The 16,702-nt window shown below is 62.0% G+C and carries 14 protein-coding genes; 8 read left to right on the plus strand and 6 right to left on the minus strand.

What is annotated here, in order from left to right; genetic code table 11:
- The first annotated feature begins 1 nt into the window (after position 1).
- Entirely contained in the window at positions 2-1,774 is a 1,773-nt protein-coding gene (locus tag LG385_RS20370) for an ATP-binding protein (protein WP_413247339.1), read from the plus strand.
- On the opposite strand, the gene LG385_RS20375 is transcribed toward LG385_RS20370, so the two are convergent.
- From LG385_RS20375 to LG385_RS20385, 3 genes are all read right to left on the minus strand, one after another.
- Entirely contained in the window at positions 1,767-2,561 is a 795-nt protein-coding gene (locus tag LG385_RS20375; RefSeq protein ID WP_318781411.1) for an N-acetylmuramoyl-L-alanine amidase, read from the minus strand. The two genes, LG385_RS20370 and LG385_RS20375, sit on opposite strands and share 8 nt — an antisense overlap.
- Positions 2,562-2,620: 59 nt before the next feature.
- Positions 2,621-4,717, minus strand: coding sequence for a diguanylate cyclase (locus LG385_RS20380; protein WP_225775679.1), 2,097 nt, complete (start codon positions 4,715-4,717; stop codon positions 2,621-2,623).
- Positions 4,718-4,807: 90 nt separating this feature from the next.
- Positions 4,808-5,449 carry a thiol:disulfide interchange protein DsbA/DsbL gene (locus LG385_RS20385; RefSeq protein WP_225775680.1) on the minus strand — a complete coding sequence of 214 codons (642 nt, stop codon included), beginning with the start codon at positions 5,447-5,449 and terminating at the stop codon, positions 4,808-4,810.
- 174 nt (positions 5,450-5,623) lie between these two features.
- Between LG385_RS20385 and yihA the strand changes: the two genes are divergently transcribed.
- Complete coding sequence (gene yihA, locus LG385_RS20390) at positions 5,624-6,262, plus strand: ribosome biogenesis GTP-binding protein YihA/YsxC (protein WP_225775681.1); 639 nt, start codon at positions 5,624-5,626, stop codon at positions 6,260-6,262.
- Between the two features lie 233 nt (positions 6,263-6,495).
- On the opposite strand, the gene polA is transcribed toward yihA, so the two are convergent.
- Positions 6,496-9,258, minus strand: a complete 2,763-nt coding sequence (gene polA, locus LG385_RS20395) for a DNA polymerase I (protein ID WP_225775682.1) — start codon at positions 9,256-9,258, stop codon at positions 6,496-6,498.
- Between the two features lie 74 nt (positions 9,259-9,332).
- Between polA and LG385_RS20400 the strand changes: the two genes are divergently transcribed.
- Together LG385_RS20400 and LG385_RS20405 are read left to right on the plus strand one after the other, a co-directional pair.
- Positions 9,333-9,620, plus strand: a complete 288-nt coding sequence (locus LG385_RS20400; RefSeq protein WP_225775683.1) for a DUF2782 domain-containing protein — start codon at positions 9,333-9,335, stop codon at positions 9,618-9,620.
- Between the two features lie 65 nt (positions 9,621-9,685).
- Entirely contained in the window at positions 9,686-10,636 is a 951-nt protein-coding gene (locus tag LG385_RS20405) for a homoserine kinase (protein WP_225775684.1), read from the plus strand.
- Position 10,637: 1 nt separating this feature from the next.
- Here the strand turns inward: LG385_RS20405 and LG385_RS20410 are convergent, their stop codons facing one another.
- The gene (locus LG385_RS20410; protein ID WP_413247340.1) at positions 10,638-11,558 is read right to left on the minus strand and encodes a zinc ABC transporter substrate-binding protein; all 921 of its coding nucleotides are present in this window, start codon (positions 11,556-11,558) and stop codon (positions 10,638-10,640) included.
- 65 nt (positions 11,559-11,623) lie between these two features.
- Here LG385_RS20410 and LG385_RS20415 point away from each other — a divergent pair, with 65 nt between their 5' ends.
- The 4 genes from LG385_RS20415 (at position 11,624) to LG385_RS20430 (ending at position 14,447) form a co-directional block, all read left to right on the plus strand.
- Positions 11,624-12,106 carry a Fur family transcriptional regulator gene (locus LG385_RS20415; RefSeq protein WP_181111243.1) on the plus strand — a complete coding sequence of 161 codons (483 nt, stop codon included), beginning with the start codon at positions 11,624-11,626 and terminating at the stop codon, positions 12,104-12,106.
- Complete coding sequence (gene znuC, locus LG385_RS20420) at positions 12,106-12,879, plus strand: zinc ABC transporter ATP-binding protein ZnuC (RefSeq protein WP_225775685.1); 774 nt, start codon at positions 12,106-12,108, stop codon at positions 12,877-12,879. The genes LG385_RS20415 and znuC overlap by 1 nt, the downstream gene beginning before the upstream one ends.
- A complete protein-coding gene (gene znuB, locus LG385_RS20425; protein WP_225775686.1) occupies positions 12,872-13,657 on the plus strand; it encodes a zinc ABC transporter permease subunit ZnuB in 786 nt (261 codons plus the stop codon). The genes znuC and znuB overlap by 8 nt, the downstream gene beginning before the upstream one ends.
- A gap of 82 nt (positions 13,658-13,739) precedes the next feature.
- Positions 13,740-14,447: a PA5502 family lipoprotein gene (locus tag LG385_RS20430; protein WP_225775687.1), complete on the plus strand. Its 708-nt coding sequence runs from the start codon at positions 13,740-13,742 to the stop codon at positions 14,445-14,447.
- A gap of 33 nt (positions 14,448-14,480) precedes the next feature.
- Here LG385_RS20430 and katE read toward each other — a convergent pair whose 3' ends face one another.
- Positions 14,481-16,607 (minus strand): catalase HPII, encoded by a 2,127-nt coding sequence (katE, locus tag LG385_RS20435; RefSeq protein WP_225775688.1) that lies wholly within the window; start codon positions 16,605-16,607, stop codon positions 14,481-14,483.
- Between the last annotated feature and the right edge of the window lie 95 nt (positions 16,608-16,702).

The following is a 16,702-nucleotide window of genomic DNA, read 5'->3' on the forward strand; positions in this document are numbered from 1 at the left end:
GATGAAGTTGCGGACCCGGCTTTTCCTCAGTATCTCAGCGCTCATTACGGTAGCGCTGGTAGGGCTGGTGCTGGGCCTGGTAAGCGTGATGCAAATGGCATCCAGCCAGCAATCGCTGTTGCAAGGCAGTTTCCATACCCTGGAAAGCGGCCTGCGCTTGCGCCAATTGCTGGGCGATCAGTTATCCATCGTATGGGCAGACTCGCCAGACCCCGAGGCATTCGAGCAAGCCGAGCGGCAGTTCACCCAAACGCTGGAGCAGGCAAAGGCCACCGGTACGCCCGATCAACTGAGGCATTTCGAACAGATCGGTGAGCACTATCAGGTGTTCCAGCAGCGCTTCGACGAGGTGATGCGCATGGGCGCGAATGCCCGTGCGGACAAGGCCTTGGGTACCGCCTTCAATGCCGTGCGCAACGACCTGATCGATGCGTATAGGGCTTCGCTGGAAAGTATTACCGCCAATGAACATGCGTCCCACACGCGCGCGCAATGGATATCCGCGCTACTGGGGTTGGTAGGCATCGCCGTGCTATGCGTTGGCTTTATCACGGCACACCGCATTGCGCGGCGCTTCGGTGAGCCCATCGAGGCCTTGGCCAATGCCGCGGATGAGATCAGCCACGGCCGGTATGACGTGGCGCTGCCGGAATCCGGCGCGACCGAGATGAACCGGCTGAGCGACCGCTTTGCGTCCATGGCCGAAGCGTTACGCAACCATCAGGCCACCAATGTGAATGAACTGATCGCGGGCCAGCAGCGCATGCAGGCAGTGCTCGACAGCATTGATGACGGCCTGCTGATGATCGATCGCCAAGGGCTGCTAGAGCACCTTAATCCGGTTGCCCAGCGCCAGCTCGGCTGGGACACCGACCGCAAGGGGCTTAGCCTGGGTGCTGCGCTGGGCCGCCCCGACCTGGACGCGCAACTGCACACGGTGTTGCGCGGCGGTACGCTGGAGCGCGCCCCGGAAGACCTTAGCTTTGAAGTGGATGGCGAGACGCGGTTGCTGGCGTATAGCCTCACCCCTGTAAGCCACGTTCAAGGCGACATCCTCGGCGCGGTCATGGTGTTGCACGACGTGACCGAGCAGCGCGCGTTCGAACGCGTACGCAGCGAGTTCGTGTTGCGTGCCTCCCACGAACTGCGCACACCCGTCACAGGCATGCATATGGCGTTCGGGCTGCTGCAGGAACGTGTGCGCTTCGAAGCCCAATCCCGGGAAGCGGACCTCCTTAAAACCGTCAACGAGGAAATGCAACGGCTGGTGCAGCTGATCAACGACCTGCTGAACTTCTCCCGCTACCAGAGTGGGTTGCAAAAGCTCACGCTTGGCCCCTGTTCGATCGACGATTTGCTGTGCCGCGCCCGCGACCGCTACAGCGAAGCCGCCGCCGGGCAGGGTATCGAGCTCACCATCGAGCCTCACGAGAACCTGCCGCGCCTGCACGCCGACGAAGCGCAGCTGGATCGCGTGCTGGACAACCTGATCGATAACGCACTGCGCCATACCCCGAGCAACGGGCATATCCGTTTGCAGGCCCGCCGCCATGCGGAGCGGGTGATCATCAGCGTCGAAGACAACGGCGAAGGCATTGCCTATGGCCAACAGGGCCGGATTTTCGAGCCTTTCGTGCAGGTAGGGCGCAAGAAAGGCGGAGCGGGGCTGGGGCTGGCGCTGTGCAAGGAAATCGTGCAGCTGCACGGCGGGCGCATGGGCGTATATTCGCGGCCTGGCCAGGGAACACAGTTCTACATGGCCCTGCCTATCTAGGCTGGCCGCGCATGCCTGCCAATACCTGGAGCAAAGCGGCGGTTTCGGCGTCAGGCAGCCCATCGTAACGCCCTGGGCGATAGTGCATCTGAAACGCGGCGAGCACGTGGCGGGTGGTCACGTCCAGCTCGCCGCTGCGCACCACGGCATAACCCACCTTCGCCAGTTGTTCCTGATACCAGGCAATGCCTGGCAGCGCCTGAGCGAACTGCTGTTGCGCACGGCTCACCGCGCCAGCGTCCGGCCACAACCCAAAGCCTTCCTGTGCGAGGCGCTGCCAAGGGAACAGCGGCCCCGGATCGAGCTTGCGCAAAGGGGCAATATCGCTATGCCCCACAAAGTACGCCGGGGCGATGCGATAGCGCGTGCGGATGTCCTTGAGCAAGGCCAGGAGCGCTTGCACCTGCGCCTCACTGTACGGATACCATTCGCGCCCTTGGGGCGTATCGCGATAGCCCGGGTTCACGATTTCAATACCAATCGAACTGGAGTTGAGCCAGGTGCGGCCGTCCCACTCGCTTTCCCCGGCGTGCCAGGTGCGATAACGCTCATCCGCCAGGCGGTAAACCGTGGCGGGGCCATCGCCGATCAGGTAGTGGGCACTGACTTCACCGTGAGTGAGCAGCGCAAGCGAGCGGTCCAGCGGTGCTGCCGTGTAGTGCATCACCACGAACTGAACGCGGCTGTCGTAATTGGCGGAGGGGTGGCTGGTATCCACGCGCAGCGTGTTGGCGCACCCCGCCAATAGTGCTACCAAGGCCAACCAGGCCACGTTTTGCAGGTTCATGGTTTACAAGACATCCGCAGAAAACCGTTAGTTTACATGCCTGCCGCGCCGATGCAGGGTCAGCTGCTCTCTATGCGGTTTCGGCCGGTATCCTTGGCGTGGTACAAGGCCTGATCCGCGCGCTTGAGCGCAGCTTCAGCCTGTTCGCGCGCGCGCAGCGCCGCGGTACCGATCGACACCGTGACCACGATGCGCATGCCCTTGAAGTGGAAAGGGCAGGCCTCGATCACCTGACGCATCTTCTCCAGCACCTCATGGGCCGCCTCAGGCGCGGAGTCAGGGAACAGCGCCACGAATTCCTCACCGCCAAAGCGGGCCAGGTAATCGCCTTCGCGCAACTGTCGGCGCAGCTGGTCAGCAACGATCTTCAGCACCCTGTCTCCGGCCAGGTGCCCATAGCCGTCATTGATCGACTTGAAATGGTCCAGGTCCATGATCGCTACCTGGGCGGGGGTGTCGTACGCCTCGCGCTGGGCCACCAATAGCTGCAGCCGTTCATTGAGGCCCGCCCGGTTGGGTAGCCCGGTCAGCGGATCCAGCAGGGCTTTTTGTCGTTGCTCTTCCAGCACATCGCGGTAGGCTTCCGCTTCGCGCTCCATGCTCGCTACCCGCTCGGAAAGCCCTCGCATACGCTCGGCGACTTCCTCTTCCCGTGCCTCCCGGCGGCGCCGATGCTCGTCGACCGAACCAAGCAAGCCGTCCAATCGAGACTCCAGCAAGCGCTTCAAGCCATCGGCATCACCCACTTCGGCCACGCTTTCATGCAGCCCGCCCACCTGCTCACGCAAGTCAGTGTCCAGCTGCCGTGCTTCATCCTGGCTTTCAGCATGGCCTTGGCTGGCCTCCTGGAGCTGGCCGTGGAACCAGGCGAGGCGTTCATTGATCTGTTCCAGGTAACGTTGCAGCTCCTGCTGGCCGTTATCACTGATCGCCAGCATCATCACCGCCAGATCGTCCAGCAATGGCAACAGTTCGTACCAGTTCAAGCCATGCTCGAGCCGCTCGCGCATGGATTCGCCCTTCTCCTGCAATTTCTGTGGCAACACCAGGTCATCGAGCATTTTCAGCAAGGTACCCTCGATATGAGTGGCCACCGAACTGTAGGTAGGCTCGTGACTCACCGCGAGCGCGAAGCCCTGGGCTTCGGTGGGCTCGGCGCCTGGGGCATTCGCAAAGGCTTCGGCCATTTCCTGGGGAAGCGGCAGGATGTCGAGCACACTGAAAGGGGCCAGGTGCGGCGCCTGGGCGGAGTGGGACAAGGCAAGGTCTTCGATGTCGGCAGCCGGCTTGTCCGCGACAAAAGCCTCCAACGTGAGCGGTTGCTCCTGCGTGCCAGCCTGCGCCTCGGGCGCTGCGTCTGATTCGTGTGCCACACAATCAGGCTCACTGTCAGCAAACGTTCGGTCAGGTATCGGCTGCGCAGCGCTGACTTCGTCATGGCCTGACGCTGGCAGTTCCCGTGGCGCCTCGATAATCAACAGCCGGGGTTGGTCTTCCAGCTCCGGCTCATCGTTGGCCGGGCACGGCAGCGGCCCGCCGATCAGTGGCGAAGCGAGCACAGGTACCGGCTCGGCCTCAACTGAGGGCGACGGCTCCGCAACCGATGTGGGAGCCTGAGGGGCAGGGTCCGCCTCACGATGGCCGAACAGACGCTCCAGCAGGCCAGGCCTGGCTGCGGACGACGAAGGGTCCAGCATAGACAGGGCATTGCCTTGAAGCGCGCTCAGTTCACTCAGCAAAATTGGAAGCTCACGCCCCTCCGACAGGCGTTTGTCCAGGCTACCGGCGAACTTTTTGAGGGGTTTGGCGGCGTCACGCGGTAACGGAAGGGTCTGAAGTTGCGCTACCAGCGCGCTGACAGCCGTGCTGATTTGCTCGAGCCGGATTTCACGCCGCTGCTCGGAGTCGAGCACGGCTTTCTCAAGGCGAGGAATAAGGTTAGCGAGGCCGGCATCCATGTTGTCGCCGCGTACAACCTCACGCATTTCCTTCATGCACTCGTCTACCGCCTTGTCCGAGCCCTCCGCGGCCAGCGTGCTGCGCACCAGCCCCTGGCGAAGCAGGTCGAGCCGGGCATTCCAGCGACGCTCGAGCTTTTCCTGGGCTTCGATGCTTTGAAGGTACTTTTCTTTCCAGCGCTGGGCTTCATCTGTCATGGGAAAACGAGGCCGGCGCGCAGGAGGAACGGAGCGGAGCATAGGCGCACCCCTGCCAGGCAGGGGTGCGAGAGAGGCATTACGGGGGGGTTATTGGCCGGCGCCCTTGGCCGCACGCTCTTTCTCGATCAGCGTATCGGCCACTTTCAGGGTTTCTTCAGGCCCGCCCGACGAACCGAGATCGAAACGGTATTTGCCGTTCACGATCATGGTCGGCACGCCCGTCACGCCGTAATCCACCGCCAGCTTCTTGTACTTGACTACCATGCCCTTCACGGCGAAGGAATTGTAGGTTTCGAGGAACTTGGCCTTATCCACGCCTTGGGTAGCTACGAAGTCCGCCATCTCCTCGGGTGTCTTGAACATCTTGTGTTCCTTGTGGATGGCATCGAACACCGCGGTGTGAACCTTATGCTCTACGCCCATGGCTTCGAGGGTAACGAACATCTGGCCGTGCACATCCCAGATACCGCCGAACATGGCCGGTATGCGAATGAAGTGCACATCGGCAGGCAGTTTTTCGATCCATGGGTTGATGGTGGGCTCGAAGGCATAGCAGTGGGGGCAGCCATACCAGAACAATTCCACGACCTCGATCTTGCCGGGCTGGGCTACCGGTACCGGGCTCTCAAGCACGGTGTACTGCTTGCCGGCCTGGATGTCATCTGCGTGGGCGGCGACGCCGAACAGGCTGGCCAGCGCCATTACCGCGCCGATGAACAGATTACGCATGCTTAACTCCTGGGCGTTTAGGGATGGCCTTCAATACATTGCTGTGGCTGGCATGGCAAGTAACAATGCATTCGTAGTTGTTACGAAGGCCTGCCGCGCGGCAACGACAGCAGGGCGGCTCAGGCGATATACTGCCGCGCAATGTGCCATGGCGCTTGCGCCCTCAGGATTCCAATGTCGTTCAAAAACCCAGTGCTTGGCCTCTGCCAGCAAGCTTCCTTCATGCTCAGTGCCGCCAAGGTCGATCAGTGCCCCGAAGACCAAGGCTTTGAAGTCGCCTTTGCCGGGCGCTCGAATGCTGGCAAATCCAGTGCGCTCAACACCCTTACCCATGCCAGCCTGGCGAGAACGTCGAAGACGCCGGGGCGCACGCAGCTGCTGAACTTCTTCCAGCTCGATGACTACCGTCGCCTGGTTGACCTTCCCGGTTATGGCTATGCCAAGGTGCCGATCCCGCTCAAGCAGCACTGGCAGAAACACCTGGAAGCCTATCTGGGCAGCCGGGAGAGCCTCAAGGGCATCATTCTGCTGATGGACGTGCGCCACCCCATGACCGACTTCGACAAAATGATGCTCGATTGGTCGGTTGCCAGCGGCATGCCGATGCATATTCTGCTGACCAAGGCAGACAAGCTCACCTACGGCGCCGCCAAGAATACGCTGCTCAAGGTGCAAACCGAGATCCGCAAGGGCTGGGGCACCGGCGTCACCGCGCAATTGTTCTCCGCGCCGAAGCGCAGCGGTACCGACGAGGCGTATGAAGTACTGGCCGGCTGGCTGGACCTGATGCCCGAGCAAGCAACAGAGGCGTAGCCCGAAAAAAAGGCAAAAAAAACCCCAAACTTCATATGGGGAGGGAGAAGTTCGGGGTTCAAGTTCCGGGCCGCTCGCACGGGCCGGATATCTGCCAACACTTAACACAACATAGGAGCATGAAGGGCTTCACAGCCATTCACAGCGTCAGAGCACTAATTCACAGGTTTAGTTCCTTGCCGATGCTAATAAATCGCAATAACGGCAAGGTTTCATAATCTGATCAGCTGGTGTTAGTGCGCCTCGTCCCAGTTATTGCCCGCGCCTACTTCCACCAGTAATGGCACATCCAGCGCGGCCGCGCCTGCCATGTGGGGCTGGATCTGCTCACGCACCAGCGGTACGAGGTCTTCACGCACTTCCAGTACCAGTTCGTCGTGCACCTGAAGGATCATCCTGGCGTCCAGCCCAGATTCTGCCAGCCAGTTGTCTACAGCCACCATGGCGCGCTTTACAATATCCGCCGCAGTTCCCTGCAGCGGTGCGTTGATGGCGGCGCGCTCGGCACCGCGGCGCAGGGCAGGATTTTTCGCGTTGATGTCCGGCACATACAGCCGCCGACCGAACAGTGTTTCCACATAGCCTTTTTCTGCCGCCTGGGCGCGGGTGCGCTCCATATACGCCAGCACGCCAGGATAGCGGGTGAAATAACGGTCGATGTAATCCTGGGACTGCTTGCGGTCCACGCCGATCTGCTTGGCCAGGCCAAAGGCACTCATTCCGTAGATCAAGCCAAAGTTGATCGCCTTGGCGCTACGGCGCTGGTCGTTGGTGACCGCGTCCAGCTCCACGCCAAATACTTCGGCGGCGGTCGCCTTGTGTACGTCCAGGTCGTTCTGGAAGGCATGGAGCAAGCCTTCATCGCGGGCCAGGTGAGCCATGATCCGCAGCTCGATCTGGGAGTAGTCCGCAGCCAGCAGTTTGTACCCTGGCGCAGGGATGAAGGCCTGGCGGATGCGCCTGCCCTCGGCTGTGCGGATGGGTATGTTCTGCAGGTTCGGGTCGCTCGATGAAAGCCGCCCGGTCGCTGCCACCGCTTGCTGATACGAGGTATGAATCCGCCCGGTGCGAGGGTTGATCTGTTCAGGCAGCTTGTCGGTATAGGTGCTTTTGAGCTTGCTCAGTGTTCGGTACTGCATCAATACGCGCGGCAGGGGGTAATCCTGCTCGGCCAGCTCGGCCAATACGGCTTCGGCTGTGGAGGCCTGCCCCTTGGCGGTTTTACTGATAACCGGCATGCCCAGTTTTTCGTAAAGAATCACGCCCAACTGCTTGGGAGAACCGAGGTTGAATTCTTCACCAGCGATGGCGTAGGCCTCGTGTTCCAGTGCCACCAGCTTTTCGCCCAGCTCTGCGCTTTGTATCGCCAGCAGGCTCGCGTCTACCAAGGCACCGGTGCGCTCCATCCGAGCCAGCACGGGGACCAGCGGCATTTCGATATCGCGTAATACGCTTTCCACGCTAGGCACAGCCGCCAGGCGAGGCGCGAGGGTTTGATGCAGCCGCAGCGTAACGTCCGCATCCTCGGCAGCGTACGGCCCGGCCTGCTCCAGCGGCACCTGGTCGAATGTGACCTGCTTGGCGCCCTTGCCGGCAACATCGGTGAACAGGATGGTCTGGTGGTTCAGGTATTTGGCCGCCAGGCTGTCCATGTCATGACGCGTGGCGGTGGAATCCAGCACGTATGATTCAAGCATGGTATCGAAGGCCACACCGCGAACGGTGATGCCTTCGTCCAGATCGCCGCCGATGGCGCAGTTCGCCAGGATGTTGATGTCGTATTTGGCGTGCTGGGCCACTTTCAGCTTGTTCGGGTCTTCCAGCAGCGGCTTGAGCGCCATAAGCACGATGTCGCGATCGAGCTGGCGTGGTACGCCCATGTAAGAGTGCGTGAGCGGTATATAGCAGGCTTCGTGCGGCTGGACCGCGAAGGACAAGCCCACCAGCTCCGCCACCTGCGCATCCAGCCCGGTGGTTTCGGTATCGAACGAAAACAGCTCGGCGTTGCGCAGCTTTTCCAGCCACAGCTCGAACTGCACTTCGTCGAGCACGATTTCGTACGTAGGCTCTACGGCCGGAGGCGCGTCGGCCAACTGCAAGGGTGCGCTGGTGGCGTGCGCGTCGCGCTTGAGCTCTTCGAGCCAGCTCTTGAACTCCAGCTCCGAATACAGCGCCGCGAGCATTTCCCGGTCCGGCTCGCCGCACATCAGCTCATCAACGGAAACGTCCAGCATGACGTCTGTCTTGATCGTGGCGAGTTCGTAGGAAAGGAATGCCATCTGCCGGTGTTCTTCCAGCTTGGCGGGCAACGATTTGGCCCCGCGAATCGCCAGCGTTGGCACCTTGTCCAGGTTTTCGTACAGCTCGGCCAGGCCGCCGCCGATACCCAGCAATAAGCCCTGCGCTGTTTTTTCGCCCACGCCCGGTACGCCAGGAATGTTGTCGACCTTGTCGCCCATCAGCGCCAGGAAGTCGATGATGTGCTCGGGGCCCACGCCGAACTTCTCGCGCACCCCCGGGATGTCGAGCACCGTGCCGGTCATGGTGTTCACAAGCGTGATGTGCTCGTCCACCAGTTGCGCCATGTCCTTGTCGCCTGTGGAGATCACCACCGGCCGGCCTTGGGCGGCACTTATTCGGGCGAGGGTGCCAATCACATCATCGGCTTCTACCCCATCGACGCACAACAGCGGATAACCGCTGGCCTTCACCGAGGCGTGCAAGGGCTCCACCTGAACCCGCAGGTCATCGGGCATGCTTGGGCGATTGGCCTTGTACTCGGCGAACAACTCGTCCCGGAAGGTCCCACCCTTGGCATCAAAAACCACCGCGAAGGGGCTGTCGGGGTATTGCTTGCGCAGGCTGCGAAGCATGTTCAACACGCCTTTTACCGCGCCGGTAGGCAAGCCTTTGGACGTGGTCAACGGGGGCAGGGCATGGAAGGCGCGGTACAGGTAGGACGAGCCGTCTACCAGAACGAGAGGCGCTTGGGTCATGAGCAGAATCAACCTTTAGGACGTTGCCGGCGCTAGAATACCGGTTCAATGGACCACAAAAGGACAAGGTTATCATGTGCACGCTGAAACGCTTGATGCTCACCGGCCTGCTGCTTGCCGCGCCGATAGCCGCAATGGCCGCTGATGACGCGCCCTCGGCGGATCCGGACGTTACCATTCGCCAGGACGGCGACAAGACGATCCAGGAGTATCGGCAGAACGGCTTCCTGTATGCCGTGAAGGTCACACCCAAACACGGCAAGCCGTATTTCCTTGTGCGGGCAGACGGCACCAGCCCTAACTTCATCCGCTCCGACCAGCCCGACATGCTCATTCCCCAATGGGAAATCTTCAAGTGGTAAACTCGCCCGCGTTCATTTAAACCTCAGCCACCGCCTACCGGTGGCTCTTCAGGCCCTGAATCCACATGTCCGTGTTTACACCGCTGTCGCGCCCGCAACTCGAAACCTTCCTTGAAGCCTACGACCTGGGCCGGCTGCGGGATTTCCAGGGCATTGCCGCTGGCACTGAAAACAGCAATTTCTTCGTAAGCGCGGAAAAGGGCGAGTTTGTGCTTACCCTGGTGGAACGCGGGCCTACGCAGGACTTGCCCTTTTTTGTCGAGCTGCTGGAAGTGCTGCATCAGGCCCAGCTGCCGGTGCCCTTCGCAATACCCGCGCGCGACGGTATCGCCCTGCGGCAACTCGCCGACAAGCCAGCCCTGCTGCAGCCCCGGCTGGCAGGCAAACACATCGCCGAGCCCAATGCCCAGCACTGTTCGGAAGTAGGGGCCTTTCTGGCGCGGCTGCACCTGGCCACTCGCGACAGAATCCTCCACCGGCGTACCGACCGCGGCATGACCTGGATGCTCAAGGAAGGCGAGCGATTGGTGCAAGGCATGGCGCCCGAACCTGCCACGCTGCTTGGCAATGCCTTGAAGGAGATCACCCAGCACCGCGAAGCCATCCTGGCGCTGCCTACGGCCAACCTGCATGGGGACCTGTTCCGCGACAACGCCATGTTCGAAGGCACCCATCTCACCGGGGTGATCGACTTTTACAACGCCAGCGCGGGCCCCATGCTGTACGACGTAGCCATTACGCTGAACGACTGGTGCTCCGGCCCCGACGGGCAGTTGCAACCGGCGCTGGCCAATGCGCTGCTTGCGGGCTATGCCCGACTGCGCCGCTTTACGCCCGCCGAAGTGCAGCTGTGGCCGGTCATGTTACGCATCGCCTGCGTGCGCTTCTGGCTGTCGAGGCTGATCGCGGCCCAGTCATTCGCCGGCCGTGACGTGCTGATTCACGACCCTGCGGAGTTTGAACAGCGCCTCGCGCAACGCCAGCATGTCACGCTGGCGCTGCCGTTCGCACTCTGACTCAAAGCTGCTCGAGGCAGCCAGCGAGGTTATCTGCAAGCCGCTGCAGCAACAGTTCATAGCCTTGCGGGCTCGCTTTTTCGAAACCACCCAGCGCGTCCAGTTCGGCCAGGCGCACGGGCAAGCCGGCGGTCAAGGTTTCAGCCAGCCGTGGGCGCGCCGGCGGCTCGCTGAACACACAACTCTTCCCGGCCTCGGTAAGCCTGGCGCGCATGGCGGCCACGTGCGCCGCGCCAGGTTGCACCTCTGCCGCCACCGTGAACACGCCGGCGTGCTTCAGCCCGTAGGCTTGCTCGAAATAATCGAAGCCCTCGTGAAACACGAAGTAGGGTTTATCCGCTACACCGGCCAGGCGCTGACGGATACGGGCGTCCAACTGATCCAGGCGTTGCGAAAAAGCGGCGACGTTTTGCTGGTACCGCTGCGCGTTGGCCGGGTCCGCCTTGGCAAAATCCGAGGCCATTTTTTCGGCAATCACCCGGGCGTTGACGGTATCTAGCCACAGGTGCGCATCCAGTGAGCCCGGCCGATGATCGTGATCGTGCTCATCGGCGTCCTCTTCATGGGAATGGCTATCTTCGCTGAAGTGGCGCAGGTGCAAGCCTGGCATGGTCTGCACCGCCACGCTGGGCAGTGTGCGCTGTGACAATGGGCGTTGCAGGAACCCTTCGAGGTCCGGGCCGATCCAGTACACCAGGTCGGCGCCGGCCAGCTTGCGAACTTCGGAGGGTCGCAGCGCGTAGTTATGAGGCGAAGCACCTGGAGGCAACAGCACATCAGGTGTGCCCGCGCCCTCCTGCACCGCGGTGGCAATCAGCTGCAGCGGCTTGATACTGGTCAGCACGTTCAGGTCCGCGCAAGCGAAGGGGCTGATACTCAAGCCAAGCATGCAGCCTGCAACCCATGAAAAAAGCCGAGACACGGTAGACACCTTCAGACGCAGAAAGGGGTAACATAATAACGTCTCCATACAGATGCGTCCCGCTCATGTTTATCACGCCCCTGGCCAACCGCCCCCACGACCACTCCCATTGCGTGCATTCCGCGCTCACGGAAGCCGACACACTGTGCGCACAGAAAGGCCTGCGCCTCACTGCCCTGCGTCGCCGCGTGCTGGAACTGGTGTGGCAAAGCCACAAGCCCCTGGGAGCCTACGATATCCTGGGCGTATTGAGTGAGCAGGACGGCCGCCGCGCCGCGCCGCCCACCGTGTATCGCGCGCTGGATTTCCTGCTCGATAACGGCCTGGTTCACCGCATTGCGTCGCTCAATGCCTTCATGGGATGCGCCCACCCTGAACATGCGCATCAGGGGCAGTTCCTGATCTGCCGGGTGTGCCATGTGGCGGTGGAACTCGAAGACGCGCCTATCAGCGAGGCCATCAACCACGGCGCTGCTGGTATCGGCTTCGCGGTCGAGGCGCAGACGGTCGAGGTGGTGGGCCTCTGCGCCAACTGCAAGGCGGCCTGATGAAAGACGCGCTTATCCGCCTGGACCAGGTGTCGGTCACCTTTGCCGGCCAACCCACCCTGGAGCGCATCGACCTGCAAGTGCGCCCGGGAGAAATCGTGACCCTGATCGGCCCCAATGGCGCTGGCAAGACAACGCTGGTGCGGGCAGTACTCGGGCTGTTGCAGCCCACCAGCGGTTCGGTGTGGCGCAGGCCGCGGCTGCGCATCGGCTACATGCCGCAAAAGCTTCAGGTCGAGCAAACCCTGCCACTGACGGTACTCCGCTTCCTGCGGTTGCTTCCGGGCGTCAATCGAGCGAAGGCCCAGGCCGCATTGGATGAAGTAGGCGCTGCGCAGGTGATCGACAAGCCGGTACAAACCATTTCGGGAGGCGAGATGCAGCGGGTATTGCTGGCGCGCGCCTTGTTGCGCGAACCAGAACTGCTGGTGCTCGACGAGCCGGTGCAAGGGGTAGATGTCGCCGGGCAGGCGGAGCTTTACCGGCTGATCACCCGCCTGCGCGACCGCCACGGCTGCGGCGTGCTGATGGTGTCCCATGATCTTCACCTCGTGATGAGCACCACCGACCAGGTGGTGTGCCTGAATCACCACGTGTGCTGCTCTGGCCACCCGGAACAGGTCAGCGGCGACCCGGCGTTCATCGAGCTGTTCGGCGAACACGCGCCTGGCCTGGCCATCTACCACCACCATCACGATCACGCCCACACCCTGCACGGCGAAGTGGTGGAAGGGCACGCCCATCAGCACGGGGAGCAGTGCAAGCATGGATGACTTCCTGGTTTACGCACTCGCCGCCGGCCTGGCGCTGGCGGTAGTGGCCGGCCCGCTGGGTTCTTTTGTGGTATGGCGGCGAATGGCTTATTTCGGCGACACCCTGTCCCACGCCGCGTTGCTGGGCGTGGCGCTGGGCCTGGCCTTGCAAGTGAGCCCTACGCTGGCGGTCACGGCAGGTTGCCTGCTGCTGGCGGTCGTGCTGGTGACCTTGCAACAGCGGCAGCCCCTGGCGTCCGACACGCTGCTGGGCATACTGGCGCCCAGCACGCTCTCGCTGGGGCTGGTGGCGCTCAGCTTCATGCGCGACGTACGCATCGACCTCATGGGGTACCTGTTCGGGGATCTGTTGGCCATGAACGCCACTGACCTTGGCTGGATACTGGGCGGCAGCGCCTTGGTACTGGTGCTGCTGTTCGTGCTCTGGCGCCCGCTTATCGCGATCACGGTTCACGAAGAGCTGGCCCGGGTGGAGGGCCTTCCGGTGGCGCCGTTGCGTATGGGGCTTATGCTGCTCATTGCAATCGTGATCGCCGTGGCCATGAAGATCGTGGGCGTGCTGTTGATAACATCGCTGCTGATCATCCCGGCGGCGGCTGCCCAGCGGCATGCTCGCTCACCGGAGCAAATGGCGCTCGGCGCGAGCCTGTTGGGTGTAGTGGCCGTGTGTGGCGGGCTGGCAGCCTCGTGGTTCAAGGACACCCCCGCCGGGCCCTCGATCGTGGTGTGCGCGGCTGCCTTGTTCCTGCTTAGTTACGCGCTGCCGCGCCGTGCCTGAGACGCTCGTGCAAAGGGGGCTTTTTCGCACGGCCGTCCGGCGTGTAGACTTGCTCGATTTTGCCCATAAAGAGAGTGGCGCAATGAAGCCTTTCATGTCTGGTTGTCTGCTGATCGCGGCAATTTCCCTGGCGCTTGCCGGGTGCCAGAGCGCGCCGGTGGAAGCTCCGCCGGCACCACCCAGCGCGGTCGAAATACTGCAGCAGAGCATTACCAGCAATGAGTTGGCCACCGCAGAGGATCAGCTGGCGGCGTTGCAGGCGAAAACGCCCGATGACCCGCAACTGGAGAGCCTACAACGGCAGCTGGCCGAGGCCTACCTCAAGCGTAGCCAGATCGTGCTGCAGAAAGGTGACGTGAATGCGGCGGCTACCGCGCTGGCCCGGGCGCGCTCGCTGATGCCTCAGGCGCCGGCTTTGGTTGGCGGCGTAAACGGCGCTATCGCGCAGGCCCGCAAGGCAGAGTTGGAAAAAGCCGAAGCCGCCCTCAAGGCCGCCGAAGCGAAGCCCGTGGCACGGGTGATCGACCCGGCCGCCAACAGCACACCTATCACCTTGGCTACCCGTGACCTGCATCAGTTGTGGGCGCAGCTGGACGACATTACTACCGACATCGTGAATTATCACTGTGACGTCGTGGTGCAGGCACCGCGCCAAGCCGATATTCCCTGGCTTGAAACGCTGATTCGTACCCGGGTGAACCGCCGCGCTCGGGGCCTGCAATGGAAGCTGGGCCACCGCATTGAACAGCGGCAGCCAGCGATGATCATCCTCAGCCCGGCCAAGCCCTGATCGTAGTGACGGGCCCGGCCTGGCTGCTATCGGTCAGGCTGGAACGGCCTTGGCCTTCGGCTCCCGCGCCCATACCCGGTGCTGCTTGATAGCGGCGATGAAATCCGCGACCTTGCTGTCGCCGATCAACAAGCCTGCATCCTCTTCCAGCTTGAGCTGGTCGATCAGCGCCTTGGCCTGGTCGCTTACGCCAATGGCCTTGAGGTGCTTATAGGCTTCCAGCACATAGTGCAGTGCCACGCCATCAGTGCTCATCGCCTGCACCGACTGCTGAGTTCCGGGAATCCACACCGCATCGAACGCAATGGAGGGCAGCCCTTCCATGGAGGCGTCCACCGCCAATGTGGCGCCACTCGCGGTTTTCACCGGCGCCGAGGTAGGCCCTAGCACCTTGGCATGGGCACCTTCGGCTTCGAGCGCGGCTTTCACGCTGGCTACCGCCTGGTCGTCCACCCCGTTGGCCACCAGTACCGCGATCTTGCGGCCCTTGATGCTATCCACCAGCAGGTTCAGCTGGCTCAGCGCTGGCGATGCCTTGAGGGTCTGCTCCTTCACGTCAACCGTGCCAGCCGTGGGCGCAGGCAAGCCCAGGTTTGCCGCCACGCGCTGGGCCAGGGTGAGGTCGATATTGGCGAGGATCTCATTCACCTGCCGGGCGCGAATGAACTCCCGATCGACCTTGCCCAGCTCGAAGCTGTAGGCGGCGATGATGTGTTCCTTTTCCGGCTCGCTCATGCTGTGGAAGAACAACCGGGCCTGGGAGAAGTGGTCACCAAAGGACTCGCTGCGCTCGCGGATCTTGTAGCCTTCCACGCGCTCCTGATAGGTCTCGAACCCGCCGTCTTTAGGGCCAGCGGGCGTTTCCTTCGGCCAGCCACCATCGATGGAATTCGGCTCGTAGGCGGCACGGCCGCGGTCGATGGTCATGCGATGCATACCATCACGCTGGCCGTTATGGTTAGGCGCTACAGGGCGGTTGATAGGAATTTCATGGAAGTTCGGCCCGCCGAGGCGGCTGATCTGGGTATCGGTGTACGAGAACAGCCGGCCTTGCAGCAGGGGATCATTGGTGAAGTCGATACCGGGCACGATGTGGCCGGGGCAGAACGCGACCTGCTCGGTCTCGGCGAAGAAATTATCCGGATTGCGGTTCAGCACCAGCTTGCCCAACGGCGTGACGGGCACCAGTTCTTCGGGGATGATCTTGGTGGGGTCGAGCAGATCGAACTCGAACTTATGCTCGTCCTCCTCCGGCACGATCTGCACACCCAGCTCCCACTCAGGGTAGTCGCCCATTTCGATGGCTTCCCACAAGTCCCGGCGGTGGTAGTCGGTGTCCTTGCCTGCCAGTTTCTGAGCCTCGTCCCACACCAGCGAGCACACACCCTGCCTGGGCTTCCAATGGAATTTCACGAAGCTCGCCTTGCCTTCGGTATTGATCAACCGGAAGGTATGAATACCGAAGCCCTCCATGGTACGCAGGCTTTTGGGGATGGCTCGGTCGGACATCGCCCAGATGACCATGTGAGCGGACTCCGGTACCAGCGACACGAAGTCCCAGAAGGTATCGTGCGCCGAACCGCCGGTAGGGATCTCGTTATGAGGCTCGGGCTTGACCGCATGAACGAAGTCGGGAAATTTCACCGCGTCCTGAATAAAGAACACCGGCATGTTGTTACCGACCAGGTCGAAGTTGCCCTCGTCGGTATAGAACTTGGTCGCGAAGCCGCGCACGTCGCGCACGGTATCACCCGAGCCGCGCGGGCCTTGCACGGTGGAAAAGCGCACGAATACCGGGGTTTGCTTGTTCGGGTCTTGAAGGAACGCGGCTTTGGTCAGGCTGGCATGGCAGCCATAGCTCTGGAAGTAACCGTGGGCCGCGCAACCCCGCGCATGCACGATACGCTCGGGAATACGCTCGTGGTCGAAGTGGGTGATCTTCTCGCGCATGATGAAGTCTTCAAGCAGCGAGGGGCCGCGCGGGCCAACCCTGAGCGTGTTCTGGTTATCGCTGATCTTCACGCCATGGTTGGTACGCAGCGCCTGGCCGGTGGCGTCTGAGCGAAACGCTTCGAGTTGTTCCAGCTTGTCGTTGGTATTGGCCCGGTCCGGCGCATCGGTGCCGGCCAGTTCGCTGGGTTTTCCGCTTTCGGTTGCCATGTGGTTGTATCCTCGCTGGCTATGCCCGTTTCAGGCTTCGCATGGTGGTTCGTGGATTAGTGACTCACCATGGCAGGCGCCCGTTCCGTTGAATC

The sequence above is a fragment of the Pseudomonas sp. Marseille-Q5115 genome (assembly GCF_916618905.1).
GTDB classification, from domain to species: Bacteria; Pseudomonadota; Gammaproteobacteria; order Pseudomonadales; family Pseudomonadaceae; genus Aquipseudomonas; species Aquipseudomonas japonica_A.

What these genes read in the sequence shown, in the direction of transcription:
- znuB (WP_225775686.1), top strand. Translation starts at nt 12,872, where the DNA reads ATGGATGACTTCCTGGTTTACGCACTCGCCGCCGGCCTGGCGCTGGCG.
- LG385_RS20400 (WP_225775683.1), top strand. Translation starts at nt 9,333, where the DNA reads ATGTGCACGCTGAAACGCTTGATGCTCACCGGCCTGCTGCTTGCCGCG.
- katE (WP_225775688.1), bottom strand. Translation starts at nt 16,607, where the DNA reads ATGGCAACCGAAAGCGGAAAACCCAGCGAACTGGCCGGCACCGATGCG.
- LG385_RS20405 (WP_225775684.1), top strand. Translation starts at nt 9,686, where the DNA reads ATGTCCGTGTTTACACCGCTGTCGCGCCCGCAACTCGAAACCTTCCTT.
- polA (WP_225775682.1), bottom strand. Translation starts at nt 9,258, where the DNA reads ATGACCCAAGCGCCTCTCGTTCTGGTAGACGGCTCGTCCTACCTGTAC.
- LG385_RS20370 (WP_413247339.1), top strand. Translation starts at nt 2, where the DNA reads ATGAAGTTGCGGACCCGGCTTTTCCTCAGTATCTCAGCGCTCATTACG.
- LG385_RS20415 (WP_181111243.1), top strand. Translation starts at nt 11,624, where the DNA reads ATGTTTATCACGCCCCTGGCCAACCGCCCCCACGACCACTCCCATTGC.
- yihA (WP_225775681.1), top strand. Translation starts at nt 5,624, where the DNA reads ATGTCGTTCAAAAACCCAGTGCTTGGCCTCTGCCAGCAAGCTTCCTTC.
- LG385_RS20380 (WP_225775679.1), bottom strand. Translation starts at nt 4,717, where the DNA reads ATGACAGATGAAGCCCAGCGCTGGAAAGAAAAGTACCTTCAAAGCATC.
- LG385_RS20385 (WP_225775680.1), bottom strand. Translation starts at nt 5,449, where the DNA reads ATGCGTAATCTGTTCATCGGCGCGGTAATGGCGCTGGCCAGCCTGTTC.
- LG385_RS20430 (WP_225775687.1), top strand. Translation starts at nt 13,740, where the DNA reads ATGAAGCCTTTCATGTCTGGTTGTCTGCTGATCGCGGCAATTTCCCTG.
- znuC (WP_225775685.1), top strand. Translation starts at nt 12,106, where the DNA reads ATGAAAGACGCGCTTATCCGCCTGGACCAGGTGTCGGTCACCTTTGCC.
- LG385_RS20375 (WP_318781411.1), bottom strand. Translation starts at nt 2,561, where the DNA reads ATGAACCTGCAAAACGTGGCCTGGTTGGCCTTGGTAGCACTATTGGCG.